The 25,192-nt window shown below is 70.0% G+C and carries 21 protein-coding genes; 2 read left to right on the top strand and 19 right to left on the bottom strand.

What is annotated here, in order from left to right:
* Positions 1–16: 16 nt before the first annotated feature.
* The gene (locus KDB89_RS06750; RefSeq protein ID WP_219084066.1) at positions 17–1,375 is read right to left on the bottom strand and encodes a replication-associated recombination protein A; all 1,359 of its coding nucleotides are present in this window, start codon (positions 1,373–1,375) and stop codon (positions 17–19) included.
* Positions 1,376–1,483: 108 nt separating this feature from the next.
* Between KDB89_RS06750 and KDB89_RS06745 the strand changes: the two genes are divergently transcribed.
* Positions 1,484–2,707: a multidrug effflux MFS transporter gene (locus tag KDB89_RS06745; protein ID WP_219084065.1), complete on the top strand. Its 1,224-nt coding sequence runs from the start codon at positions 1,484–1,486 to the stop codon at positions 2,705–2,707.
* A gap of 65 nt (positions 2,708–2,772) precedes the next feature.
* Here the strand turns inward: KDB89_RS06745 and aspS are convergent, their stop codons facing one another.
* The 3 genes from aspS to hisS form a co-directional block, all read right to left on the bottom strand.
* Positions 2,773–4,584 (bottom strand): aspartate--tRNA ligase, encoded by a 1,812-nt coding sequence (gene aspS / locus KDB89_RS06740; protein WP_219084064.1) that lies wholly within the window; start codon positions 4,582–4,584, stop codon positions 2,773–2,775.
* Between the two features lie 67 nt (positions 4,585–4,651).
* Positions 4,652–5,680: an AI-2E family transporter gene (locus KDB89_RS06735; protein WP_219084063.1), complete on the bottom strand. Its 1,029-nt coding sequence runs from the start codon at positions 5,678–5,680 to the stop codon at positions 4,652–4,654.
* Between the two features lie 6 nt (positions 5,681–5,686).
* Entirely contained in the window at positions 5,687–7,018 is a 1,332-nt protein-coding gene (gene hisS, locus KDB89_RS06730) for a histidine--tRNA ligase (protein WP_219084062.1), read from the bottom strand.
* A 183-nt stretch (positions 7,019–7,201) separates the two neighbouring features.
* Here hisS and KDB89_RS06725 point away from each other — a divergent pair, with 183 nt between their 5' ends.
* Positions 7,202–8,446, top strand: a complete 1,245-nt coding sequence (locus KDB89_RS06725) for a DUF349 domain-containing protein (protein ID WP_219084061.1) — start codon at positions 7,202–7,204, stop codon at positions 8,444–8,446.
* Positions 8,447–8,518: 72 nt separating this feature from the next.
* Here the strand turns inward: KDB89_RS06725 and KDB89_RS06720 are convergent, their stop codons facing one another.
* From KDB89_RS06720 to priA, 15 genes are all read right to left on the bottom strand, one after another.
* Positions 8,519–10,795, bottom strand: coding sequence for a RelA/SpoT family protein (locus KDB89_RS06720; RefSeq protein WP_219084060.1), 2,277 nt, complete (start codon positions 10,793–10,795; stop codon positions 8,519–8,521).
* Positions 10,796–10,852: 57 nt separating this feature from the next.
* A complete protein-coding gene (locus KDB89_RS06715) occupies positions 10,853–11,923 on the bottom strand; it encodes a potassium channel family protein (protein ID WP_219084059.1) in 1,071 nt (356 codons plus the stop codon).
* 4 nt (positions 11,924–11,927) lie between these two features.
* On the bottom strand, positions 11,928–12,470 hold the full coding sequence (locus tag KDB89_RS06710) for an adenine phosphoribosyltransferase (RefSeq protein WP_219084058.1): 543 nt from the start codon (positions 12,468–12,470) through the stop codon (positions 11,928–11,930).
* Positions 12,470–13,585: a protein translocase subunit SecF gene (secF, locus tag KDB89_RS06705; protein ID WP_219084057.1), complete on the bottom strand. Its 1,116-nt coding sequence runs from the start codon at positions 13,583–13,585 to the stop codon at positions 12,470–12,472. Before secF ends, KDB89_RS06710 begins: the two co-directional genes overlap by 1 nt.
* Positions 13,585–15,201, bottom strand: coding sequence for a protein translocase subunit SecD (gene secD / locus KDB89_RS06700; protein ID WP_439654875.1), 1,617 nt, complete (start codon positions 15,199–15,201; stop codon positions 13,585–13,587). The genes secF and secD overlap by 1 nt, the downstream gene beginning before the upstream one ends.
* Positions 15,202–15,203: 2 nt before the next feature.
* Positions 15,204–15,674: a preprotein translocase subunit YajC gene (yajC, locus tag KDB89_RS06695; protein WP_219084056.1), complete on the bottom strand. Its 471-nt coding sequence runs from the start codon at positions 15,672–15,674 to the stop codon at positions 15,204–15,206.
* A 73-nt stretch (positions 15,675–15,747) separates the two neighbouring features.
* Positions 15,748–16,785: a Holliday junction branch migration DNA helicase RuvB gene (ruvB, locus tag KDB89_RS06690; protein ID WP_219084055.1), complete on the bottom strand. Its 1,038-nt coding sequence runs from the start codon at positions 16,783–16,785 to the stop codon at positions 15,748–15,750.
* Positions 16,785–17,402, bottom strand: a complete 618-nt coding sequence (gene ruvA, locus KDB89_RS06685) for a Holliday junction branch migration protein RuvA (protein ID WP_219084054.1) — start codon at positions 17,400–17,402, stop codon at positions 16,785–16,787. Before ruvA ends, ruvB begins: the two co-directional genes overlap by 1 nt.
* A complete protein-coding gene (gene ruvC / locus KDB89_RS06680) occupies positions 17,399–17,911 on the bottom strand; it encodes a crossover junction endodeoxyribonuclease RuvC (protein WP_219084226.1) in 513 nt (170 codons plus the stop codon). Before ruvC ends, ruvA begins: the two co-directional genes overlap by 4 nt.
* 19 nt (positions 17,912–17,930) lie before the next feature.
* The gene (locus KDB89_RS06675) at positions 17,931–18,704 is read right to left on the bottom strand and encodes a YebC/PmpR family DNA-binding transcriptional regulator (RefSeq protein ID WP_219084053.1); all 774 of its coding nucleotides are present in this window, start codon (positions 18,702–18,704) and stop codon (positions 17,931–17,933) included.
* 65 nt (positions 18,705–18,769) lie between these two features.
* Positions 18,770–19,732 (bottom strand): GNAT family N-acetyltransferase, encoded by a 963-nt coding sequence (locus tag KDB89_RS06670; RefSeq protein ID WP_219084052.1) that lies wholly within the window; start codon positions 19,730–19,732, stop codon positions 18,770–18,772.
* A 44-nt stretch (positions 19,733–19,776) separates the two neighbouring features.
* The gene (locus tag KDB89_RS06665; protein WP_219084051.1) at positions 19,777–20,568 is read right to left on the bottom strand and encodes a lysophospholipid acyltransferase family protein; all 792 of its coding nucleotides are present in this window, start codon (positions 20,566–20,568) and stop codon (positions 19,777–19,779) included.
* Entirely contained in the window at positions 20,565–22,085 is a 1,521-nt protein-coding gene (locus KDB89_RS06660; RefSeq protein WP_219084050.1) for a lactate racemase domain-containing protein, read from the bottom strand. Before KDB89_RS06660 ends, KDB89_RS06665 begins: the two co-directional genes overlap by 4 nt.
* 16 nt (positions 22,086–22,101) lie before the next feature.
* Positions 22,102–24,450 carry an HAD-IB family hydrolase gene (locus KDB89_RS06655; protein WP_219084049.1) on the bottom strand — a complete coding sequence of 783 codons (2,349 nt, stop codon included), beginning with the start codon at positions 24,448–24,450 and terminating at the stop codon, positions 22,102–22,104.
* The gene (priA, locus tag KDB89_RS06650) at positions 24,450–25,181 is read right to left on the bottom strand and encodes a bifunctional 1-(5-phosphoribosyl)-5-((5-phosphoribosylamino)methylideneamino)imidazole-4-carboxamide isomerase/phosphoribosylanthranilate isomerase PriA (RefSeq protein WP_219084048.1); all 732 of its coding nucleotides are present in this window, start codon (positions 25,179–25,181) and stop codon (positions 24,450–24,452) included. The genes KDB89_RS06655 and priA overlap by 1 nt, the downstream gene beginning before the upstream one ends.
* Positions 25,182–25,192 lie beyond the last annotated feature (11 nt).

The following is a 25,192-nucleotide window of genomic DNA, read 5'->3' as shown; positions in this document are numbered from 1 at the left end:
TACTGTAGCCGAACGGTCAGGGCCGCAGCAGGTGGCGTAGGGCCGCGACCCGCTCCGCGATCACGGCCTCCTGGCCGTTGTCCGTCGGCCGGTAGTACGACGCGTCCGCGAGGTCGTCCGGGAGATAGGTCTGCTCGACGACCCCGTGCGGGTAGTCGTGGGGGTATCTGTAACCCTGCCCGTGGCCGAGCGCCTTCGCCCCCGCGTAGTGCGCGTCGCGCAGGTGCGGCGGCACGAGCCCGCCCTTCCCCGCCCGCACGTCGGCGATAGCCTCGTCGAGGGCCAGGTACGCCGCGTTGGACTTCGGGGCGGTCGCGGCGGCCACGGTCGCGTGCGCGAGCGTGATGCGCGCCTCCGGCATGCCGAGCAGCTGCACCGCCTGGGCGGCGGCCACGCAGGTCTGCAGCACCCCGCTCGCCGCCATGCCGATGTCCTCGGAGGCCGAGATCATCAGGCGCCTGGCAATGAACCGCGGATCCTCGCCGGCCTCAAGCATCCGCGCCAGGTAGTGCAGGGCGGCGTCGACGTCTGAGCCGCGGATGGACTTGATGAAGGCGCTGATGATGTCGTAGTGCTGGTCGCCGTCGCGGTCGTAGCGGACCGCGGCCCGGTCGGCCGAGGACTCGACGGCGGCCTGGGAGATCTGCGTGGCGCCGAGCGCATCGGCCGCGGCGGCCGACTCCTCCAGATAGGTCAGCGCCCGGCGCGCGTCGCCGCCGGCCAGCCGGATGATCAGGGCGCGGGCCTCGTCGTCGAGCGTCAGGTGTTCCCCGTCGGCGGTGCGGACGCCCCGCTCGTCGGTCAGCGCGCGCTCCAGCAGGCCGCCGAGGTCGTCGTCGGTGAGCGGCTGCAGCCGCAGCAGGAGGGAACGCGACAGGAGAGGTGAGATGACCGAGAACGACGGGTTCTCCGTCGTCGCGGCGATGAGCGTGACGAGCCGGTTCTCGACGGCCGGCAGCAGCACGTCCTGCTGGGCCTTGGAGAAGCGGTGCACCTCGTCCACGAACAGGACCGTCGCCCTGCCCCTGGCCAGCTCGGCGCGGGCCATCTCGAGCTCCGCGCGCACCTCCTTCACCCCGGCGGTCACCGCGGAGAGCTCCACGAACCGGCGCTTCGTGGCGCGCGAGACCACCGAGGCGATCGTCGTCTTGCCCACCCCGGGCGGCCCCCAGAGGAACACCGACATCGGGGCGCCCTCGGCGAGCCTGCGGAGCGGCGATCCCGGAGCGAGCAGCTGACGCTGCCCCACGATCTCGTCGAGCGTGCGCGGCCTCAGCCGAACGGCGAGCGGGGCCTGAGGGTTGGTGGCGTCGCTCAGCGACCCGCCACGCTGCGGCGGCGTGGGGTCGGGGTTGCCGAAGAGGTCGGTGGACACTCCCCCACCCTATCCGTCCACGCCCCGTTCCTGGTTTCGTGAAAACGGAATGGCACTCGGTATGCTCGTCGTTTGTCTCCTTCCGCAACTGATCCCCTGAGGCTGCCCATGGAATCCGACCTCGGTAACCGCTTCTCGAAGCGGCGCCGCATCGCCCTGATCGTCACTCTCGGCCTCCTGACGGGGCTGGGCCCGTTCACGATCGATCTCTATCTCCCCGCCTTCCCGGTGATCAAGGAGCAGTGGGCGCTCAGCGACGCGCAGATCCAGGTGACCCTGTCGGCCACGACGATCGGGTTCGCGCTGGGCCAGCTGATCGTGGGGCCGCTCAGCGACCGTCTCGGCCGCAGGTGGCCGCTGGTCGTCTGCTCGGCCGTTCACGTCCTCGCCTCCGTCATGGTCGCGATCGCGCCGAGCGTCGGCTTCCTGACGGCTATGCGCGCGCTGCAGGGCATCGGCGCCGCGGGCGGAGCCGTCGTCGCGATGGCAATGGCCCGTGACCTGTTCAGCGGCCGTCCGCTGGTGGTCATGCTGTCGAGGCTGGCGCTGATCAACGGGCTTGCGCCGATCGTCGCCCCCATCGTCGGCTCCTGGATGGTCTCCTTCATGCCCTGGCAGGGCATCTTCTGGGCCCTGGCCTGCTACGGCTCTCTCGTGGTGCTGCTGATCTTCGTGGTGACCGTCGAGACGCGCCCGCCGTCCGAGCGCACCACCGGAGGCCTCGCGCCGCTGCTGGGGGGATTCGGCCGCGTGCTGGGCGACCGCATCTCGCTCGGCGCCATCACGGTGTCTGCGTTCGCCTTCGGTGGCCTGTTCAGCTACGTCTCGAGCTCGTCGGTCCTGCTGCAGGAGGTCTACGGGCTGAGCGCGCAGGGCTTCGGCGCAGTGTTCGCCATCTGCAGCTGCGGCGTGTTCATCGGCGTGCAGTCCGGGAGCCGTCTCGCCACCCGGTTCGGGCCTCAGTGGGTGCTTGCGGGATCGACCGTGCTGATGATGCTGGCCGGTGGCGCGGTCCTGCTGCTCAACGCGGCGCACGCCGGATGGCAGCCGCTGGTGCCCGCGCTGTTCGCGTTCACGCTCGCCTTCGGCAGCTCGGCGCCGTGCACGCAGCTCCTGACGCTGATGAACCACCGCGACCGTTCCGGCACCGCGGCGTCGCTGCAGGGCTCCACCACCATGCTGATGGGCTCGCTCGTCGGCCCGCTCATCGGGCTCGTGCCGATGACCAGCGCCGCCCCGATGGGCACCGCCATGCTCGCGTGCGCCGTCTGCGCGACGCTGGCGCTGTGGCTGGTGCTGCGCCCCTGGACCCTGCCGCGTGGCCTGATCTGAGTGCCCGCACAACGTGAGGACGCCGACGGCCAGTGGCCGTCGGCGTCCTTCCGTCTGTGGGCAGGTCAGGCCGAGGGTGCCTCCGCCTTCTTCTCCGCGTCGCCCTTCTTCTCGGGCTTCGCGTCCACGCCGGCCTCGCGGCGCTGCTTGACGGAGATCTCGGCCGGGGCCTCGGTCAGCGGGTCGAAGCCGCCGCCGCTCTTCGGGAACGCGATGACGTCACGGATCGTCTCGAAGCCGCCGAGCAGCATGACGAGACGGTCGAGGCCGAACGCGATGCCGCCGTGCGGCGGGGCGCCGAAGCTGAAGGCGTCCAGCAGGAAGCCGAACTTCTCCTGGGCCTCCTCGGCGCCGATCCCCATCACGTTGAACACCCGCTCCTGCACGTCGCGGCGGTGGATACGGATCGAGCCGCCGCCGACCTCGTTGCCGTTGCAGACGAAGTCGTAGCCGTAGCTGAGCGCCGAGCCGGGGTCGGTGTCGAACGTGTCGAGGGACTCGGGCTTGGGCGATGTGAACGCGTGGTGCACGGCGGTCCACTTGCCCTCGCCGACGGCGACGTCACCCGAGGCGACCGCGTCGGCCGTGGACTTGAACATCGGCGCGTCGACGATCCACAGGAAACTCCACGCGCTCTCGTCGATCAGGCCGGTGCGGCGGCCGATCTCCAGGCGGGCGGCGCCGAGCAGCTCCTGCGACGCCTCGCGGGAGCCGGCGGCGAAGAAGATCGCGTCGCCGGGGTTGGCGCCCATCGCCTCGGCGATGCCGTCGCGCTCGACCTCCGAGATGTTCTTGGCGACGGGGCCGCCGAGCGTGCCGTCCTCACCCACCGTGATGTAGGCGAGGCCCTTGGCGCCGCGCTGCTTGGCCCACTCCTGCCATGCGTCGAACTGACGGCGCGGCAGCGAGGCCCCGCCGGGCATGACGACGCCGCCGACGTAGGGGTTCTGGAACACGCGGAACGGGGTGTCGGAGAAGAAGTCGGTCAGCTCGCGGATTCTGAGGTCGAAGCGCAGGTCGGGCTTGTCGGAGCCGTAGTTGTCCATCGCGTCGTGCCACGTCATGCGGGGCAGCGGCGTGGGCATGTCGACGCCGATCAGCTTCCAGCAGGCGGCCATGACGGCCTCGCCCAGCGCGATCACGTCGTCCTGGTCGACGAAGCTCATCTCGATGTCGAGCTGGGTGAACTCCGGCTGGCGGTCGGCGCGGAAGTCCTCGTCGCGGTAGCAGCGGGCGATCTGGTAGTAGCGCTCCATGCCGGCGACCATCAGCAGCTGCTTGAAGAGCTGGGGGCTCTGGGGCAGCGCGTACCACTTGCCCGGGTGCAGGCGGGCCGGGACGATGAAGTCGCGGGCGCCCTCGGGCGTGGAGCGCGTCAGGGTCGGCGTCTCGATGTCGTAGAAGTTCCGCGCCGCGAGGACCTCGCGGATGGTGTGCGTGACGTCGGAGCGCAGCACCATGGCGTCGTGCTGGCGCTGGCGGCGCAGGTCGAGGTAGCGGTACTTGAGGCGCGCGTCCTCGCCGACGCCGGAGCGCTCGTCGATCTGGAACGGCAGCGGCGCGGCGGGGTTCAGGACCTCCAGCTCACGGATCGCGACCTCCACCTCGCCGGTGGGGATGTTCGGGTTCACGTTCTCGGGGGTGCGCGCGTCGACGACGCCGGTCACCTTGATGCAGAACTCGTTGCGCAGGTCGTGGATGCCCGCCGACTCGAGGTACTCGTCGCGCACGACGATCTGGGAGATGCCCGAGGCGTCGCGCAGGTCGATGAAGGCGACGCCGCCGTGGTCTCGACGCTTGGCCACCCATCCGGCGAGGACGACCTCCTTGCCAACGTCTGCGGCGCGGAGCGTTCCGGCTTCATGGGTGCGGATCACGGCATATTCCTTTCGTCGTCGGCTGCATAGACGGTGCAGCTCGCGACGGCCATGATATCGGCCAGCCCTACTCCTGCCGAATCCCGTGCAGGGCGTCGGCGGCGCGCTTCGCGGCGGCCACGAGCGGGGCGCCGAGGACCATGCCCAGCGTGCCGGCGATGGTCCCGCCGACGAGCGTCGCGAGGAGCACGGCGACGGGATGGATCCGCAGCGATGAGCCGAGGGCCCAGGAGCTGACGGCGCTCTGGATGGTGCCGTTGGATACGAGCAGCGACAGCGCCACGATCAGCGCCGCGGACGCCCCTCCGGTGCCAAAGGCGATCAGGATCGCGAAGGCGCCGGTGAGCCAGGCGCCGAGGAACGGGATGAAGGAGAGGAAGAAGTAGAGGATGAAGATCGGCACGGCCAGCGGGACCTTCAGCAGGAGCAGCGGGATCATGAAGATGGGGGCGGTGATGAGAGCCGTGAGCGCGATGCCCTTGAAGTAGCCGCGGATCGAGTTCTTCGCCGCCGACGTCACCGCGTCCACCGTGCGCGGTGCCATCCTGGTCACGCGGGCCAGCCACTGCGGGAAGGTGCGCGCGTCGCGCAGCACGAAGAAGAGGAAGAAGATCGCGAAGAACGTGCCGACGCCGAACGAGAGGAGGCCCGAGAAGGTGCTCGAAAGGGCACCGAGGATGCCCTGGCTGACCGCGGGCACGGAGTCCTGGACGGCCACCCTCGCACGCTCGAGCCACAAGGCGTCGACATCGAGACCCCTCGCCCAGGCCACGAGGGACTCCCAGCCGAGCATGAGCTGCGCCGAGATCTCGGGCAGCTGGCGGAGGAACCCCCACACGACGATCAGCAGCACGCCGGCCGCGACCGCGACAGCGACGAGCAGCGCAGCCACGGTGGCGAGCGTCGGCGCCAGGCCGCGCCGCTCGAGCCACTCGACGAGTGGCTCGAGGACGACGCCGAGGATCACCGCGATCACGAGCGGGACGACGATCCCCCTGATGGCGCCGATCGCGGAGGCGGCGACCACGACGAGCGCGATGATCCCGAGCAGCGACCAGCTGCTGCGGCCGAGTCGCCGCAGCCGCACCTCATCCACGGCGTATCAGCCCGCGATGATCCCCGGGCGCAGGTCCGCCTCGGGTGGGGTCCAGGCATCGGGCGAGGCCGCGGACTGCTCGCCGGAGCGGATGTCCTTGACCGAGTCGTCGTGGCCCGCGCCGAACCACACGAAGGGGATCCCGCGCCGCTCGGCGTAGCGGATCTGCTTGCCGAACTTGTCGGGCTTCGGCGCGACCTCGACCGGGATGCCCCGCGACCGCAGCTGTGCGGCGACGGCGATGGAGGCCTCGCGGGTCTCCTCGGCGTCGACGGCGACGAGGACCGCGGACGGCACCGAGCGGCTGGCCGTGAGCTGACCCTTTCCGATCAGCGGCGCGAGGATGCGGGTGATGCCGAACGAGTAGCCGACGCCGGGGAAGGTGGTCTTCCCGTCGGAGGCGAGCGAGTCGTAGCGCCCGCCCGAGGCGACGGACCCGAGCCTCTCGGATCCCTCGAGGAGGGTCTCGTAGACGGTACCGGTGTAGTAGTCGAGCCCGCGGGCGATCTTGAGGTCCACGACGACGCGGCCGGGCGCCGAGGCCCGGGCCACGCGGATGAGCGCGGCCAGCTCGGCGAGCCCCTCGTCCAGGAGGTCTCCCGTCACGCCCAGCGCGCGGACGGCGTCCACGAAGGACTCGTCGGTGGCGCTGATGCCTGCCAGCGCGACGCACGCCTCCGCCTGGGCGGCCGTCAGCCCGAGTTCACCGGTGAGCAGCTCCGTGACGGCGGCGGGCCCGATCTTGTCGTACTTGTCGACGCGCTGCAGCACCTGCGCGGGGTCCTCGATGCCGAGGCCGCGGTAGAAGCCCTCGGACAGCTTGCGGTTGTTGACGTGGATCGTCACGGGCGGAACGCCGAGCTCGCGGTGCAGCCGCTCGAACACGTCGATCGCCACGAGCGGGATCTCCACGTCATGGTGCGCGGCCAGCGCGCCCTGGCCGACGATGTCGATGTCGGCCTGCGTGAACTCGCGGTAGCGGCCCTCCTGCGGGCGCTCGCCGCGCCACACCTTCTGGACCTGGTAGCGGCGGAACGGGAACTGCAGGTGCCCGGAGTTCTCCAGCACGTAGCGGGCGAACGGCACGGTGAGGTCGAAGTGCAGCCCGAGCTCGTCGGCCTCGCCCTCCTGCGCGTGCAGGCGGCGGACGACGTAGATCTCCTTGTCGATCTCGCCCTTGCGGGCCAGCTGGTCCAGCGGCTCCACGGCGCGGGTCTCGATCGGCGCGAAGCCGTGCAGCTCGAAGGTGGACCGCACGATGTCGAGGACGCGGTTCTCGACGAATCGGCCGGCGGGCAGGAACTCGGGGAAGCCACTGAGCGGCTTAGGGCGTGCCAAGGCGGGACCTCACAGGTTCTCGGGCGGGTACATCGCGGCCATGCTACCGCCGCGTCAGGCGCCGCGAGGAACGCCCCGACGAACTCGGATTCCGGTCACGACGACGTAACAGTTGGCGCGCGCGGGTGAAACAGGGGTGGGCCAGGTGAGCACCGTGTCGGCGGATCGGGTTAGATTGGGGGCATGAGCGAACTGCAAGCGCCCTCCGACTTCGGCCGCGTCGATCCCGACGGAACGGTCTACGTCACCCAGGGTGGCATCGAAAGAAGTGTCGGGCAGATCCCCGACTCCACCCCCGAAGAGGCGATGGCGTTCTACGTCCGTCGCTTCGAGAACCTGGCCGCGGAGGTCAGCCTCCTCGAGTCGCGCGTCAACGCGCACGCCATGAGCCCCGAGGAGGCCAAGACCGCGATCGCGACGGCCCGCGCCTCCGTCGCCGAGGCCAACGCGGTCGGCGACCTCGACGCGCTGCTGCGCCGGCTCGACGCGATCGGCGAGCTGCTGCCCGCCCAGATCGAGGCCCGCAAGGCCGCCAAGGCCGAGCAGCACGCCGCCACGGCCGCCGCCAAGGAGGCCATGGTCACCGAGGCAGAGTCGCTCGCGGTAGGCAACGACTGGCGCGGCGGGGTCGACCGGTTCCGGGTCCTGCTGGAGGAGTGGAAGGCACTCCCCCGCATCGACCGCGCGACCGACAACGACCTGTGGCACCGGTTCTCCTCGGCACGCACGCAGTACACCCGCCGCCGCAAGGCCCACTTCGCCGAGCTGAACACCCGCCGCGACTCCGCGAAGGCCGTCAAGGAGGCCATCATCGCCGAGGCCGAGCCGCTCGCCGACTCGACCGACTGGGGCGCCACCTCCGGCGCGTTCCGCGACCTGATGGCCCGCTGGAAGGCGGCCGGCAGCGCCCGCCGCGCCGACGACGACGCCCTGTGGGCGAAGTTCCGCGCCATCCAGGACCGGTTCTTCGACGCCCGCACCGCCGCGCAGAGCGCGGTCGACGGTGAGCAGGGCGAGAATCTGGCCGCCAAGCAGGCGCTCGTCGAGCAGGTCACGAAGGATCTCGAGGGCGTCACCGACGTCGAGCAGGCCAAGAGCATCCACCGCGAGTTCCTCTCGAAGTTCTCCGAGATCGGCCACGTGCCGCGTCAGGCGATGCGCGACCTCGACAACAAGGTCCGCTCCCTCGGCTCGAAGATCGCCGACCTCGAGGCCGCCGAGTGGAAGCGCACGGATCCCGAGGCGCGTAAGCGCGCCGAGGACACTGTCGCGATGTTCAGCGCCCAGATCGAGAAGCTGAACAAAGACCTCGCCGACGCGGAGGCGAAGGGCGACGCCCGCAAGGCGCGCGACGCGGCAAAGTCCATCGAGACCTACACCTCCTGGCTCGACCAGGCCAAGGCGACCCTCGACGACTTCACCCGCTGACCCGATCCGACGCCGCGGGGCCGCCGACCTTCTCCGGTCGGCGGCCCCGCGGCGTTGTGGGTCGTGTGAGGATCAGCCGCTGACGCGGTACACGTCGTAGACGCCAGGGACGCGTCGGACCTGGTTCATCACGTGCTGCAGGTGGGTGGGGTCGGCCGACTCGAACGTGAACTTGCCGGTGAACTGACGCTGTCTGTTGGTGGCGATGTTCACGCTCAGGATGTCGACGTGCTGCTCCGAGAGGGCGGCCGAGACGTCCGAGAGCAGGCGGGCGCGGTCGATCCCCTCGATCTGCACCGTCACGAGGAACGTGCTGCCCTGCTCGATGCCGGACCACTCGACCTTGACTATGCGCTCGGGCTGCTTCATCAGCGCCGGCACGTTGGTGCAGTCGGCCCTGTGCACGCTGACGCCCTCGGTGCGCGTGACGAAGCCGACGATCTCGTCGCCAGGCAGCGGGTAGCAGCATTTGGCGAGCTTGACCTGCATGGAGTCGTCGCCGTCGACCAGGATGTGGGCGCCGTCGCGGAACGGACGCCGGCGTCGGGTGACGACCACGTCCTCCGTGACGGTGTCGGCGGTCTCCTCCTCCCCGCCGTGCAGCTGCACGAGCTTCTCGACCACCGACTGTGCGCCGACCTGGCCGTCCCCGATGGCGACGTAGAGGGAGGGCACGTCCTTGTGTCCGAGGTCGTTCGCCACCGCGGTCAGGTTCTCGAGCGTCAGCAGCCGCTGCATCGGCAGGCCCGTGCGGCGCAGGTCGCGCGCGAGCATCTCCTTGCCCTGCTCGATGGTCTCGTCGCGCCGCTCGCGCGAGAAGTGGGCCTTGATCTTCTGCCGTGCCCGGGAGCTGACGACGAAGCTCAGCCAGTCGCGGCTGGGCCCTGCTCCCTCCGCCTTCGAGGTGAGGATCTCGATCTTGTCGCCCTGCTGCAGCGGGGTGCTGAGCGCCACCAGCCTCCCGTTCACGCGCGCGCCGATGGTCCGATAGCCGATCTCGGTGTGCACGGCGAAGGCGAAGTCGACGGGTGTCGCGCCGACGGGCAGGGCCATCACCTCGCCCTTCGGCGTGAAGACGTAGATCTCGTCGGAGTTGATCTCGAACAGCACCGAGTCGAGGAACTCACCGGGGTCCTCGGTCTCCTTGCTCATCACCGACAGCTGGTGCATCGCCTTGAGGCCCGCCTCCTCCGGCGTGACGCCGTGGCGCAGATCCTCCTTGTACTTCCAGTGGGCCGCGACACCGTACTCGGCGCGGCGATGCATCTCGTACGTGCGGATCTGGAACTCGACCGGCTCGTTGTTCTGCCCGAGCACCGTGGTGTGCAGCGACTGGTACAGGTTGAACTTCGGGACCGCGATGTAGTCCTTGAACCGGCCGGGCACCGGCTTCCAGCCCGCGTGCACCACGCCGAGCACGGCGTAGCAGTCCTTCACGTCCGCCACGAGGACACGCAGACCGATGAGGTCGTAGATGTCGCGGAAGTCGCGGCCGCGCACCATCATCTTCTGGTAGATCGAGTAGTAGTGCTTCGGCCTGCCGTAGACGGTGGCCTGGATCTTCGATTCGGCGAGCATGGTCTGGAACTCGGCGATCAGCTCGCGGAGGTAGCGCTCCCTGCCGGGCGCCTGCTGCGCGACCATCTCGACGATCTCGGCATAGATCTTCGGCTCGATCGTGGCGAAGGAGAGGTCCTCGAGCTCCCACTTGATGGTGTTCATGCCCAGCCGGTGGGCAAGCGGCGCGAAGATGTTGAGGGTCTCGGTGGCGATGCGCACGCGCTTGTCCGGCCGCAGGTAGCCGATGGTGCGCATGTTGTGGAGGCGGTCGGCGAGCTTGATGACAAGCACGCGCACCTCCTCGCTGGTGGCCATGATCATCTTGCGGATGGTCTCGGCCTTCGCGGTCTCGCCGTAGGTGAGCTTGTCGAGCTTCGTGACGCCGTCGACCATCCGGGCTACCTCGTCGGAGAACTCGGCGCGCAGGTCCTCCAGCGTGTACTCGGTGTCCTCGACCGTGTCGTGCAGCAGCGCGGCCACGAGCACGGGCTCCGTCATGCCGAGCTCGGCCAGGATCGTGGCGACGGCGAGCGGATGCGTGATGTACGGGTCGCCCGACTTGCGGGTCTGGCCCTCGTGGTATCGCTCCGCGACCCGGTAGGCGCGCTCGAGGATGGCGAGGTCGGCCTTCGGGTGGTTCGACTTGACGATGCGGAAGAGGGGGTCGAGGACCGCCGACTTGGAGCGCACCGCTCCGAGCCGCGCGAGCCGGTGTCGCATCCGCAGGCGCGGCTGTTCGGGCCCGGTCACGAGCCGGGAAGCACCGGTGGGCGCCGCCTCTTCAGCCATGCGCCCACTCTAGTGTGTCCGGCAACCCCGCCTCCGGACCGCCCGCGGTCCCGATACTCAGTCCTCGTCCCTGCGCAACACGTCGCGGTTGCTCGGCGGCTGGGCGCGCCGCACCACGATCAGCTCGTCGCCCACCTCGATGCGGGTGGCCGTCTTGTCGTAGAAGCGGCGCAGCGTCCCGTTGCGGACCACGCCGATGACGCGCTCCCCCTGCACGGCCGATGGCGGCTGCCCTGCCTCGGAGGCCTCGGCGAGCCGCTGATGTACCTCGAGCCCCTCCCCGCCGGTCAGCATGTCCTGGATGATGGTGCCCATGTCCGGCCCGATCGCGGACAGGCCGAGCAGGCGGCCGACCGTCTCAGAACTGGTGACGACCGACGAGGCCCCGGACTGCTTGACCAGGGGAACATTGGCCTGCTCCCTGACGGCGACGATCACGCCGGCGGTCGGGTTCAGCTGCCGCACGGTCAGCGTCGCCAGCACCGCCGCGTCGTCGCGATCGAGGCAGATGATGACCTGGCGGGCCTTGCTGACCTCCGCCCGCCTCAGGAGCTCCCGGCGGGTGGCGTCGCCCTGGAAGGCGGCCAGCCCGTCGATGTTGGCCTCGTTGACCGCGACCGCGTCGGAGTCGATGACCACGATCCGCTCGGCCGTCTCCCCCTGTCGACGCAGCGTGTTGACGGCGCTGCGGCCCTTGGTGCCGTAGCCGATGACGACGACGTGATTGCGCATCTTCTTCCTCCAGATCGAGTCCCGGATGCTGCGGCTGCCCTGGTTCGCGAGCACCTCGATGGTGGTACCGACCAACACAACCAGGAAGGTGACCCGCAGCGGCGTGATGATCAGCGCGTTGAGCAACCGGGCGTGCGCGGTGATGGGTGTGATGTCGCCGTACCCGGTGGTGGTGACGGTGACGGTCGCGTAGTACAGCGCGTCGATCAGCGAGACGCCGTCGGCGGCCGTGTTGTCGATGTAGGACCCGCGGTCGAGCCACACCATCGCCGTGATGGTGAACAGCAGGAGGAGGGCGAAGAAACCTCGCCGTGCAAGTTCCTTGAACGGCGAGGTCTCGATCCTCGGCATGGAGACCAGGGACATGAGTTCGCCCCTGGAGCGCAGCTTTGCCATGGGCTCAGACTGTCACCAGAGCGGAGTAATTGTCGATGCCGAGCTCCGCCAGCCTGTCGCGACCGCTCAGGAAGCTCAGCTCCATCACGACGCTCACCTGGGCGACCTCCGCGCCGAGCTCCCGCACCAGCGCTGCGGTGGCTCCGATGGTGCCGCCGGTGGCGAGCACGTCATCGACCACCATCACGCGGGCGCCGGGGCGCACCGCGTCGCGGTGGATGCTGAGCGTGTTCTCGCCGTACTCCAGCTCGTAGCTGGCGCTGACCGTGTCGCCCGGCAGCTTGCCGGGCTTGCGGACGGGCACGAACCCGGCACCGAGCGCCAGCGCGACGGGGGCGGCGAAGATGAACCCGCGCGCCTCCATCCCCACGACTGTGTCGATGGGGCGCGGCGCGCTCGTCACCAGCTCCGTGATCGCGGCCTGGAATCCGATCGGGTTGCTCAACAGCGGCGTGATGTCCTTGAACATGACCCCGGGGCTCGGGAAGTCAGGCACGTCACGGATCAGAGACGCGACCCTCTCCACGCGGGACTCGCGTGTCGACATCACTTCTTCCGCCCCTTCCGCTCGGCCCGGCTGCCGGAGGTTCGACGCTGCTGCCGGTGTGAGGTCTCGACCGGCGCGGGGCCTCCTGCGGTCGCCAGGGCAAGGGCCTCGGCCTCGCGCTGGGCCGCCTTGCGCTCCGCCCGCTCCGCACGGCGCTGGATCTGCTCGCGGTGCTTGACCATGCCGGGCTCCCGCTCCCGCAGCCACGCGAGCAGCGGGGCGGCGATGAACAGCGAGGAGTAGGCGCCGGCGATCATGCCGACCAGCAGGGCGAGGCCGAGGTCGGCAAGCTGAGCCGACTGGAGCCAGGTGCCGGCGACGAAGAGCGCGACGACGGGGATGATGCCGATGACGGTCGTGTTGATCGAGCGGACGATGACCTGGTTGACCGCCAGGTTCGCCTGCTCCGAGTAGGTGTGGTTGGACTCCTCGAGCCCGTGCACGTTCTCACGGATCTTGTCGAACACCACGACGGTGTCGTAGAGCGAATAGCCGAGGATCGTGAGCACGCCGATCACGGTCGACGGAGTGACGGTGAATCCCACCGCCGCGTAGACGCCGACCGTGACGATCAGGTCGTGGGCCACGGCCACGATCGCCGCGATCGACATCTTCCAGTCCCGGAAGTACACGGCGATCAGGAGCATCACCAGCACGGTGAACACCAGCAGCGCGATCACGCCCTGCCGGGAGATCTCCTTGCCCCAGGACGCGCCGATGGCGTTGTAGGCCACCTCGGAGCTGTCCACGCCTGCGATCTGGGCGATCTCGGCGCGGGTCGTCTGCAGCTCCTCGGTGTCGAGCGTGCGGGTCTGGATGCGGATGGCCGTCTCGCCGAGCGAGAAGACCTGAGGTTCCAGGTCAGAGACCGTGAGGTCGGCCACCTGTGCCCGGACGGTGTCCACCGTGCCCGCCTCGATCTTCATCGGGGCCTGGAAATCCGTACCGCCGGTGAACTCGATACCCAGCGTCAGTCCTCGCACCAGCAGCAGCAGGATGCTCGCCACCACCAGCACGCCGGAGACGATGAACCACTGCCTACGGTGCTTGATGAAGTCGTAGCTGAGCTGGCCGGTGTAGAGCCGGTGGGCGATGCTCATCTTGGGGGTCGACATCACGCCTCCTGAGTCGTCTGGGACGCGGTGACGTCGTGAGTGACCGGGGTACGGCGACGCAGCCGCCGACCGAGCAGCGAGTCGCGGCTGACGCCCATGTGCTCAGCATCCAGGCCGGACCACTTGTGGCCCTCGCCGAAGAACTTCGTCCGACCTAGCAGCTGCACGAGCGGCTTGGTGAAGAAGAACACGACGGCCAGGTCGATCATCGTGGTCAGGCCGAGCGTGAAGGCGAATCCCTTCACCGACCCGATGGCGACGATGAACAGGATCACGGCCGACAGCAGCGACACGGCATCGGAGATGATGATCGTGCCGCGGGCCTTCTCCCAGCCGGAGACCAGCGACGAGCGCAGACTGCGCCCGTCGCGGATCTCGTCGCGTATCCGTTCGAAGTAGATGACGAAGGAGTCCGCCGTCACGGCGATACCGACGATGGCGCCCGCGATGCCAGCGAGGCTCAACGAGAACCCGACCGCGCTGCCGAGCAGCACCATCATCGCGTAGGTCGCGGAGGCGGCCACCACGAGGGAGGCGACGACCACGATGCCCATGCCGCGGTAGTAGATGAAGGAGTAGAGCGCGACGGCGGCCATGCCGATGATGCCGGCGATGATGCCGACGCGCAGCTGCTCCCCTCCGAGAGTCGCGGAGACGGTCTCGACCTGGCTGGGCTCGAAGCTGACAGGCAGCGAGCCGTACTTCAACACGTTGGCGAGCGAGGCTGCGGAGTCGGCGGTGAACGAGCCGCTGATCTGCGCCTCGCCGTTGGTGATCTGCACCTGCGGCTCGACCGCGGACTCGACGATGCCGTCGAGCACGATCGCGAACAGGTTCTCGGGGCTCGTCTTGTCCAGGAGCGCGCCGGTCAGCTGCTTGAACTGCTCGGCCCCCGTCGACTTGAGCGACAGGGTCACCACGTAGGAGAGGTCGCCGGTCGGGATGCCGTACGCGGCGGTATCCAGCTCGGTGCCGAGGACGGCCGTGGGGCCGAGGAGGTACTTGTAGGTGCCCTCGTCGTCGCACGCCACGATGGCCCTGGAGGGATCGTCCACGACGGTGTCGCCACAGACGAAGTTCGCGAAGTTCTCGAGGTCCTCCTCGGTCGCGGTGTAAGCGAGCACCTCGTCGATGGAGAGCTGCTCGTTGTCGACCGAAGGCTCGTCCGCGGAGGCGGAGGCCTCCGGGCTCGGCGCGGGCGTGGGCAGCCCCGGGACGGCGTCCGCGTCGTCCGACGGGCCGGTGCCGGCCCCGGACTGGAGAACCGGGCGGAAGCTCAGCTGCGCCGTGGCGCCCACCAGCTCCACCAGGTCGTCGCTCGTCACGTTCGGTGCGGAGACCACGATGTGCCGGTCGCCCTGCACCGCCACCGTCGCCTCGCCGACGCCGAGGCCGTCGACGCGTTGCTGGATGATGTTGCGCGCCAGCTCGAGCGACTCGGGGGTCACGTTCTCGCTGGTGGCGGTCAGCGTGATGGTCTGACCGCCCTGCAGGTCGAGGCCCAGCTTCGGGGCCCAGGTTTTCGTCAGGCCCATGATGAGGTACAGGCCGACGATGATCAGGAGGAAGACTGTGAGGACGACTCCTGGGCGTCCTCGCTTCGCGGAGGTGGCCACTGCTACTTGTTGTCCTCGGTACGCGGCTGCTCGTCGGCGAGGCCCTCACCCGGCGCCGGCGTGGGATCGAAGGTCTCGGGCTCGTCGGTCGTCTCGGGAGCCTCGGTCGACTGGGGGGCGGTCAGCCAGGAGGCGTCGTCGGGGACGATGACATCCTCGGCGTCCTGCTCGTCGGTCGGCTCGGTCGCGGCGATCTCGTCGGTGAACTCGAACTCCTCGTCGGCGGCCTCGACCTTGCGTGCGACGTTGCCCTTGAGGATCGTCACCTCAATGTCGGGGGCCAGCTCGACGATGAACTGACGCTCACCGAGGTGCGAGATGGTCGCGAAGATGCCGGAGGTCAGGAGAACGCGGTCGCCGACGGCAAGCGACGAACGCATCTCCTGGTCGGCCTTCATGCGCTTCTGCTGCGGGCGAATCATGAGGAAATACATGATCGCGAACAGCGCGATCATCATGAGGATCAGTTCCATGGGGTCACTTCCGATGTTGGTCAGGGCCAGCGCTCAGGATAGCCGAGCGCTCTGTGTTCCGCTCAAGGGCGGTTCACGGGGTGCCGGGGTCGTCGTCGAACAGCGCAGGCATCGTCGACGGGGGCCTCACTCCGAGGTGCCGGTAGCCGGCCCTGGTCGCGATCCGGCCGCGGGGCGTGCGCACGAGCATCCCCTCCCGGATCAGGAAAGGCTCTGCGACCTCTGACACCGTCTCGATCTCCTCCCCGACGCTCAGCGCGAGCGTCGACAGCCCGACGGGGCCGCCGTCGAAGAGTCTGATCAGGGCATCAAGGACGCCGCGATCAAGCCTGTCGAGCCCCCTCTCGTCGACCTCGTAAAGCTCCAGCGCGGCGCGGGCGACGTCGCGTGTCGCGACCTCGTGTCCCTTCACCTGGGCGAAGTCACGCACGCGGCGCAGCAGCCGGTTGGCGATCCGGGGGGTGCCCCGCGAGCGGCGGGCGATCTCGACGCGCGCGGCGTCGTCGATGCGGATGCCCAGCTTCGACGAGGAGGCACCGACGATGAAGGCAAGGTCGGCCGGGTCGTAGAAGTCGAGCTGCGCCGTGAAACCGAAGCGGTCGCGCAGCGGGCCGGGCAGCATGCCGGCGCGCGTCGTGGCACCGACCAGCGTGAACGGGGGAAGCTCGATGGGGATCGCGGTCGCGCCGGGTCCCTTGCCGACGATGACGTCGACCCGGTAGTCCTCCATCGCCAGGTAGAGCATCTCCTCGGCGGGCCTGGAAAGGCGGTGGATCTCGTCGAGGAAGAGCACGTCACCCTCGGCCAGGCCGGACAGGATGGCCGCGAGGTCGCCGGCGTGCTGGATGGCCGGCCCCGACGAGATCCTGAGCCCGACACCCAGTTCGGCGGCGATGATCATCGCCAGGGTGGTCTTGCCCAGCCCGGGGGGCCCGGACAGCAGCACATGGTCCGGCGCGGTGCCGCGGTGGAGGGCGGCATCCAGCACGAGACCGAGCTGTTCGCGGACACGGGGCTGGCCCTCGAACTCGGCAAGCGAGCGGGGCCTCAGCGCTGCCTCGTAGTCGCGCTCCTCGACGGTGGCGTGCGGGTCGACGGCGGAGTCGTCCATCAGCGCCTGGCCAGCGAGTTCAGGGCGGCGCGCAGCAGCTGCGCCACGCCGATGTCGGGCGTCTCGTCGACCAGGTGGGCCACGTTGTCGCAGGCTGCCTCCGCATCGCGGGCGGACCAGCCGAGCCCCTGCAGGCCGTCGCTGACCTGCGCACGCCACAGTTCCTGGGCCTGCTGCGCGGGAGACTCCTGAGGCTCGGGCGAGTCCGGGTCGACGAGGGTGACGACCTTGTCCCGCAGCTCGATCACGATCTTCTCCGCACCCTTGCGCCCGATGCCGGGCACGGCCGTCAGCCGTGCGAGGTCCTCGCTCTGCACGGCGCGGCGCAGCTCGGAGGGGCTGAGCACCGACACGATCGCCAGCGCGAGCTTCGGGCCGACGCCCGAGGCCGACTGCGCGAGTTCGAATGCGTCCCGCTCGTGCTCGTCGGCGAACCCGAAGAGTGTCACGGCATTCTCCCGCAGCATGAGGGACGTGGCGAGCGTCACCTGCTCCCCCGGCCTGAGAGACGCCGCGGTAGCGGGCGTCACGTGCAGGAGGTAGCCCACGCCGCCCACATCCAGCACGCAGGTGGTGGCACCTGCGCGGACACAGGTACCGGTCAGCTGGGCGATCATCGCTTCCCCTTCGCTGCCGCGACAGCCGCGGCGTAGCGGTTGGTGGCGCCGCCGCGCCAGATCTGGGTGACGGCCACCGCGAGCGCGTCGGCGGCGTCCGCGGGCCTGGGGGCCTCGGCCAGCTTGAGGATCCGGGTGATCATCTGCGTCACCTGGGCCTTGTCGGCCGTGCCGGAGCCCGTCACGGCCGCCTTGACCTCGCTCGGGGTGTGGAAGGTGACGGGCAGGCCGCGGCGTGCCGCGGAGACCGCCGCGACCCCCGAGGCCTGCGCGGTGTCCATCACGGAGTTCAGGTTGTGCTGGGCGAAGACCCGCTCGATGCCGGCAGCCTCCGGGCGGTACTCGTCGAACCAGGCGGCCAGCCCCTCCTCGAGGGCCAGCAGCCGGCGGGCGAGGTCCAACCCCGTCGAGGTGCGCACCACGCCGACGGCCACCAGCCTGGGCGGCCTGCCGAGGGTCCCCTCGACAACACCGACCCCGCAGCGGGTCAGCCCGGGGTCGATGCCGATCACGCGCATGGCAGGGTGCTCAGTCCTCGTCCTCGAGCGCCGCAGCGACCTCGGGGGTCAGGTCGACGTTCGTGTAGACGTTCTGGACATCGTCGGAGTCCTCGAGCGCGTCGATGATGCGGAAGATCTTCGACGCCACGTCCACGGAGTCGACACTCTGGTCGAAGGACGCGACGAACTGCACCTCCGAGGCGTCGTAGTCCAGACCCGCGGCCTCGATGGCCTTGCGCACCTCCACGACGTCGTTGGGGTCGCTGAGCGCCTCCCATTCGTCGCCCGAGTCGCTGACCTCCTCGAGGCCGACCTCCAGCGCCGCCTCGAGGACCTCGTCCTCGGAGATCTCCTTGCCGCCCGAGACCTTCGGCACGGTGACGACGCCCTTCCTCGAGAAGAGCCGCTGGACGGAGCCCACGTCGGCCATGGTGCCACCGTTGCGGGTGACGGCCACGCGGACGTCGGATGCCGAGCGGTTGCGGTTGTCGGTGAGGCACTCGATCAGGATCGCGACACCGGCCGGGCCGTATGCCTCGTACATGATCGTCTCGTAGTCGGCGCCTCCGGACTCCGCACCGGAGCCGCGCTTGACCGCGCGGTCGATGTTGTCGTTCGGGACCGAGGACTTCTTGGCCTTCTGAATCGCGTCGTACAGGGTGGGATTGCCGGAGATGTCACCGCCGCCGAGCCGCGCGGCGACCTCGACGTTCTTGATCAGCTTGGCGAAGAGCTTGCCGCGCTTCGCGTCGATCACGGCCTTCTTGTGCTTGGTCGTGGCCCACTTGGAATGCCCGCTCATACGGACCCCACCTTCTCGTCTTATGGGAACTTGGCTAACTGCTACCGGTCGATCCTACCGAAGCGTCAGGGAAGTGACCTGCTCAGGAGCTGCACGGCGTCGCGCGTCGTGTAGCCCAGGTCGGCAACGAGGCGGGACAGGGCCAGCCCGTCGGGCGTGTCGATGCCGATGCCCGCCTCACGGCAGCCGTCTGCGCGCATCGCACGCAGCGCTTCGCTGAGCAGCTTCAGCGCGACGCCACGTCCCCGGTCCCGGGGCCGCACTCCGAATCTCTCGGTCCAGCCGGCCGGGGCGCCGGTCTCCTCGTTGACGTCTGCAGAGCTCATCTCGTAGCCGATGAGTGCGTCGTGCTCGTCGAAGGCGAGAAAGCTCCACTCGGCACGAAAGTCGTCGTCGGCGATGCGCGCGGCCCAGTCGGCGGCGGCGACCTCCCCGCCACCGATGGAGGAGAAGGCCTCGTTGTGCAGCACGCGGACCTCCTCGCTGTGCTGGGGGGAGAACGGTTCGATACGCACCCCGGCCGGCGTCACGCGCTCCCGGGGCAGCGTGTCGAGGTCGCGCACGAGGTCGTAGTAGTAGCGCTCCGGGGCGAAGCCGAGTCGACCGGCGATCCTGTCCAGCCCGGGTCGGCCCAGCTCGAAGTAGCAGCCCAGCCACAGAGGCTCCCCCGGGTGGTTGGCGTCGCGCCACGTGGCCGCCTGGCTGACCTGCCACTGCAGGATCTTCCCGCCGATGCCGAGATGCCGGTACACCGGGTGCACCCCGCCGAGCAGGAACAGTCGCAGCCCCCGCCCTCCGGAGGGGTCGCGGTAGGCGGCGCCGTAGGCCGACAGGGAGCGGTACGCGTCCCACCCGCCGATGGTCAGCTCGGGGACCATCGTGTCCGTGGAGGTCGGGATCTCCTTGCCCATGGCCGAGAGCACCGAGTTGTCCAGAGCGTCGAGCTGGCCACCGAAGGCCTCCAACTCGCCGAGGTCGGAGGGTTCGAGGAGTCGCCACGTGAGATGCGGCTCGACATAGGGCTCCATGGCCACCACACTACCGGCCCCGGCCGAGGCTCGCCCCGGAGCGGTCACGACCAGATCCGCCGGGCGTCCTGCTCGGCGGGGGCCGCCTGATCCCAGAGCCTGCGCCAGCGCGGAATCGGCTCGGGCGTCGGGGCTCCGCTGGAGCCGACGCGCCGCTTCTCCACGTCCCACCAGCTGAGGTCACCCTCGTGCACGAGCTGCTCGACGGTGCCCTGAAGTTCCGCGGTCGCCTGCGAGATGCGCCGCCCCCGCACATAGATGGGAGCACCGATGCGGATGGAGACCTTCGGCCTCGTGGACACCGGCAGCTTGATCAGATCGTTGAGTTTGAACGTGCCGACCAGGCCGATCGGCACGATCGCGACGTTGTGCTGGTTCGCGAGTCCGGCCGCCACCGGCGAGAACTCCCCCACCAGGCGGCCCGCCTGCGGGTCGTCGGTGAAAACCACGACGTTGCGCCCCCGGGCGAGGGCCCGCGAGGGGGCGATCATCGTGGGGCGGAGACGCTTGGGCAGCGAGAGCCTGAACAGGTGGTAGTCCATCGCCCCCTGCTCGTTGGCGCCGAACACGAAGGGCTGACGCAGCCCGTCCAGGTTCCCCGACCCGACGAACTCGATGTCGAAACGCAGGCTCAGGACCCGCAGCAGGAGATGCCGCCCGATCAACTCGGCGCGCGGCGACATCTCCCGCGAGAGGCGGGTCCGCGCGGGAGCGCCCGCGGGCCGCTGCCGGAGGATCAACTGGCGGGCCGCGGCCAGCAGGTCGGCCGGGAGGGTGAGCCGGGGGCGCGGCCGGGTACTGCGCCGCTGGGCCCAGCTGGGCAGATCCCTGCTCACTTCACGTCCCCGACGACCAGCCCGACGCCGCGGAGCATGGCGATGGACGGGCTGAATCCCACGGACCCGGACGCGATCTCCAGCGCGTCGGCCGCGGTGCTCGCGGCCCGGTGCCCGAGCACGGCGGCGCTGCGCCGGTCGGCCCCGACCCAGATCACGTCGGCAAGAGGGGCGGTGGCGCGCGCGATGGCGTACCAGTCCTGGAACACCCGCAGCGGGTGCGGAGCGAAGCGCTTGCGGTACAGATCGAGATACCACTCGTCGTCGATGGCGGCGGGCTCGAAGCGCGCGGCGATCTCGTCCGGGTCGGTCGTCTGGGGCAGCACGGTCGCAAAGAAGTCGGCCGCGGCGCTGTGCCGCCGGTTCGAGAACCGGTGCCGCAGCGGATGCTGGGCGATGAGCACGCCGCCCTCGCGCACGAACGGGGTGCCGAGGTTCGATCCGGCCTGGGTGACAAGCGCATGTCGGGCGGCGGCCAGCGGGTTGCCGATGGGATCGGACTCGTCGATCGCGGCGCCCCACACGGGGGTGACCAGCACGTCGGCAGGGCCGGGGACCTCCACGCCGTTGGCGGCCCGCCACACCTGGCGGGCGTTCTCCATCACCGCGGTGTGCGCGCCGCCGATGACGTCGATGACGGCGTAGTCCGCGCGCGGGGTGCCGTGCAGGAGCTGGGCCCCCTGGCGGGGCAGCGCCGCGACCGTCTGGCGGGCGCCGGCGAAGGCGAGCCGGTCGGCGAGCCCCCACTCCCACTCGCGCCGCGACGCGAACCGCAGCGAGTGGCTGAGCAGCGGCTGGCCGAGGACGGCGACCAGGGAGAAGACCGGGATCTGGCCGGCGATGAGCTCGCAGACCTGGCGGCCGAACTCGGGCTCCCCCTCGGCGGAGCCGAGCCGCTTGACGGTCGCGAGATCCGTGATGCCCTCGGCGAGCGGGCAGCTGTGTGTGTGGTCGGCGCGCAGGCCGATGACGACCAGCAGGTCGGAGTCCGCGACGCGCGCGTTGACGCTGACCGGGTGCCCGTCGATGTCGCCGATGGTGACAAGCGTCTCCGCCGTCACGTCGTGGCTGCTGATCAGGTCGTCGGGGAGGAAGGAGGTGGCGACGCGGTCGCCGAGCACCCGGGTGACCTGGGCGCCGGACCAGCGCTGCCTCAGCCCGCTGGCGACCACGATCTCGACGTCATCAACCCCGGCGCGCGCGGCCTGTTCCAGCACCCGCTCGGCGAGGGTCCGCCTCGGGTCGAAGTACGGCCGCGGCAGCGGGGCGTCCGAGTCGAGCAGCACGAGTGTGAGCCTGGTCGCGGGACTCAGTTGCGCGGCCAGCGGATCGGCCCCCAGCGGGGCCTGGAGCGCGGCGTCGATCAGGCCGACCGGGTCGGTTGAGCGGTCGGCGTCGGGCCCGTAGACCACCCGCGTCCCGACGCCGAGCCGTTCGAGGCGCAGCTGCGCCCCCGACATCGTCATGAGCGGCGGGGTCTTGGCGTCGACCTCCAGCACGAATCCTGGGCGTGACATCAGTCGTCCTTTCCGTTCACGACATCTTCAGCCGCGGCAGCGGCGACATCTCTGGCCATTCGACGATCGACCAGCCCTTGCGTTTGGCCTCCCGCATGAGCGGGATGTCGGGACTGACCGCGACCGGGTTGCCCACCGCATGGAGCATCGGGTAGTCCACGTGGCTGTCGGCGTAGGCGTAGCTCTTCGCCAGGTCGATGCCGTGCAGCTGCGCGTAATGGGCCAGCCACGCCGAACGCGACTCCCCGACCATCGGGGGGCCGCTGAGGAACCCGGTGCACTTCCCGTCGGCGTCCGTCGCGAGTTCCGCGGCGACGATCGTGTCGAAGAGCCCCTCGAAGGGCCGCGTCAGGGGGCGGATCACGCCGGTGAGCAGGATGGTGGTGTGACCGGCGTCGCGGTGCTCGCGGATCCGTCGGATGGCCTCGGGCGACATCCGGTCGAGGATCAGCGGCGACAGCCTGTCGTCGACGAAGCCCTCCAACCGGGCCAGGTCGGCGCCCGCGTAGCGGCGGTACATGGAGCGGAGGAACACGCCGCGGTCGCGCCGCTCGGCGCCCAGGTAGAGCGGCAGCTGCGCCGCGACCCGGGCGAGCTCCGCGGCCCGGCGGAGCGGGGAGAGTTCGGGCAGCCGAGCCCACAGGTACGTCTCGACGACGTTGGTGGCCATCACGGTGCCGTCGAGGTCGAAGGCCGCGAGCACCGTGCCGGGCTCGGTGGGCTTCAGGTCCCGGTACGTCGTGGACCTGGCGTTGCGCCGCTTACGGGCCGCCTCGAGCCGCTTGACGGGGTCGGTGATCGCCGGGATGTGCACGTCCTGCAGGTAGTGGTCCCAGCTGAAGTCCGCGGAGTCGAAACCGAAGCGGTCGGCGTCGTCGGCGTGCAGCGAGCGGTGCAGGGCCAGCGTGCAGTCGTCGACGAAGTGCAGCTCGGACTGGAGGTACTCGCCGTAGAGGCTGAGGTACTTGCCGAGGAAGTCGAGCTGCTTGCGCGAGGAGTCCAGGGCGGTCGCCCACGTGCGGGTCCGCCGGCCGCGCGGGGCGAAGCTCAGCAGCCTGTTCCCGACCTTCACGCCCTTGTCGGCGACCCACATCAGCTTCTCGACGGGCTCGGCCCCCGGGAACGTCCAGGTCGCCAGCGGGGTCGACCCCTGGCCGCTGGTGTAGGGGTGCTCCGAGAAGTAGCGCCGCACCTGCTCGTAGACGCCGCGGAACGTGAGCGGGTTCCTGGCTCCGGAGGACAGGTGGTAGTACTCGGGCTCGCCGACCGCGGGCTGCGTGGCGCAGACTGCGACGATCGCGTTGACGACGTAGTCGCAGGGGATGATGTCGATGACGGCGTCGGGCGAGGCGGGGAACTCGGGCAGCTGGCCGCGGCCGTAGGCGAGGATGATCGGGTCGGCCATCTTGAAGCCCTCGATCCACCCGGCGTAGGGGAACCGCAGGGAGGACTCGACGATCGCGGGGCGCACCACGGAGACGCGGAACTCGGATCCGAGGTCGGCGACGACGCGCTCCCCCAGCGCCTTGGCGAACGTGTAGACGTCCGTCCAGCCCAGCGAGCGGGCGCGCTCGGTGCCGGCCTTGACCAGCTCGGCCTTGACCCACTCCTTGCGGCGGCGCTCGGTGTCCTCGCTGGTGGTGAGGTAGCCGGCCTGGCGGTGTTCGGCCTCGGCCTCCTTGCGCAGCACGGCGAGCTGTTCGGCGGAGCGCGACCTGGCCTCGACGTGCTCGGCCATCGCGAGCGCGGCCCGCGTCTCGGCCTCGTAGTCGATCGTGTGGATGTGCGCGGCCTCCGGGATGGCGCCGCGGCGCCGGCCGGCCGTGTAGGCGGTGGAGATGTGCACGTAGTGCGGGATGCGCGTGAGGTCGCCGTTCTCGTCGGAGCACGCCTCCCTCAGGCGCGTCAGCAGCGAGCGCGCCCCCAGGACGTTGGTCCGGAAAGCCTGGTCGATGGGCGGGTCGAAGGACACGTCGCCCGCGCAGTGGACGAGCACGTCGGTGTCTCGCGGCAGCTCCGGCACGTCGGGCAGGTCACCCGGGATGACCTGGACACGGTCGGCCATCAGCTGCTCGACCGAGCCTGCCTCGGCCACGAGGTCGGCGAAGATCTTCTTCTTCAGCAGCGAGGCGACGCGCTGCTGGGCCGTCACGGAACCCTTGGGCCGCACGATGACGCCGGTGGTCGTGTCGGGACATTCGCTCAGCACGGTCCAGAGCATCTGCTCGCCGATGAAACCGGTGACGCCGGTCATGACGATCTTGCTTCCGGCCAGCAGGTCGCGGATGCGGCCCTCGAGCAGCGGCGGCGTGTGGAGCGCTACGCCGTCGACGGTCCCGAAGGTGCTCGCCGGAGGGGTCGACATCACGCGTCGCCCTCCGCGACGGCCAGCGCGTCGGCGAGGGTGAACCGCCCGACGTAGAGCGCGGTCCCGATGATCGCCCCTTCGATGCCGTCGTCGACCAGCGCGCGCAGGTCGCGGAGGTTGTCGAGGGTGGCGATGCCGCCGGACGCGATGACCTTGCGGCCGCTGCGCCGCGCGACTGCGGTGAGCAGCTCGGTGTTGGGGCCGGTCAGCATGCCATCGGAGTTGACATCGGTCACGACGAAGCGCTCACAGCCGGCCGCAACCAGGCGGTCGAGGGTCTCCATCCAGGGGCCGCCCTCGGTGGTCCAGCCGCGCGCCGCGAGATTCTCGCCGCGCACGTCGAGGCCGATGGCGACGCGGTCGCCGTAGGTGCCGACCACCCGGTCGCACCACTGCGGGTTCTCCAGCGCGGCGGTGCCGATGTTGACGCGACGGGCGCCGGTCGACAGCGCCCGCTCGAGGGTCTCGTCGTCGCGGATGCCTCCGCTCAGTTCGACGTTGAGGTCGAGGTGGCCGACGATGTCGCGGAGCAGGTCGGCGTTGGAGCCGCGACCGAAGGCGGCGTCGAGGTCGACCAGGTGGAGCCAGGATGCGCCGCCCTCCTGCCAGCGAAGCGCCGCGGCCAGCGGGTCACCGAACTCCTTCTGCGTGCCTGCGACTCCCTGGACCAGCTGGACGGCCTGGCCGCCCTGCACGTCGACGGCGGGCAACAACTGCAACTTCTCCACGACACGTCACC

This window comes from Tessaracoccus palaemonis (assembly GCF_019316905.1).
Lineage (GTDB): Bacteria > Actinomycetota > Actinomycetes > Propionibacteriales > Propionibacteriaceae > Arachnia > Arachnia palaemonis.
This window is presented reverse-complemented; position numbering and strand designations above follow the sequence as displayed.

What these genes read in the sequence shown, in the direction of transcription:
- KDB89_RS06745 (WP_219084065.1), top strand. Translation starts at nt 1,484, where the DNA reads ATGGAATCCGACCTCGGTAACCGCTTCTCGAAGCGGCGCCGCATCGCC.
- KDB89_RS06655 (WP_219084049.1), bottom strand. Translation starts at nt 24,450, where the DNA reads ATGTCGACCCCTCCGGCGAGCACCTTCGGGACCGTCGACGGCGTAGCG.
- KDB89_RS06715 (WP_219084059.1), bottom strand. Translation starts at nt 11,923, where the DNA reads ATGGCAAAGCTGCGCTCCAGGGGCGAACTCATGTCCCTGGTCTCCATG.
- ruvB (WP_219084055.1), bottom strand. Translation starts at nt 16,785, where the DNA reads ATGGACGACTCCGCCGTCGACCCGCACGCCACCGTCGAGGAGCGCGAC.
- yajC (WP_219084056.1), bottom strand. Translation starts at nt 15,674, where the DNA reads ATGGAACTGATCCTCATGATGATCGCGCTGTTCGCGATCATGTATTTC.
- KDB89_RS06670 (WP_219084052.1), bottom strand. Translation starts at nt 19,732, where the DNA reads ATGGAGCCCTATGTCGAGCCGCATCTCACGTGGCGACTCCTCGAACCC.
- secF (WP_219084057.1), bottom strand. Translation starts at nt 13,585, where the DNA reads ATGTCGACCCCCAAGATGAGCATCGCCCACCGGCTCTACACCGGCCAG.
- KDB89_RS06675 (WP_219084053.1), bottom strand. Translation starts at nt 18,704, where the DNA reads ATGAGCGGGCATTCCAAGTGGGCCACGACCAAGCACAAGAAGGCCGTG.
- KDB89_RS06720 (WP_219084060.1), bottom strand. Translation starts at nt 10,795, where the DNA reads ATGGCTGAAGAGGCGGCGCCCACCGGTGCTTCCCGGCTCGTGACCGGG.
- ruvA (WP_219084054.1), bottom strand. Translation starts at nt 17,402, where the DNA reads ATGATCGCCCAGCTGACCGGTACCTGTGTCCGCGCAGGTGCCACCACC.
- KDB89_RS06725 (WP_219084061.1), top strand. Translation starts at nt 7,202, where the DNA reads ATGAGCGAACTGCAAGCGCCCTCCGACTTCGGCCGCGTCGATCCCGAC.
- KDB89_RS06710 (WP_219084058.1), bottom strand. Translation starts at nt 12,470, where the DNA reads ATGTCGACACGCGAGTCCCGCGTGGAGAGGGTCGCGTCTCTGATCCGT.
- KDB89_RS06660 (WP_219084050.1), bottom strand. Translation starts at nt 22,085, where the DNA reads ATGTCACGCCCAGGATTCGTGCTGGAGGTCGACGCCAAGACCCCGCCG.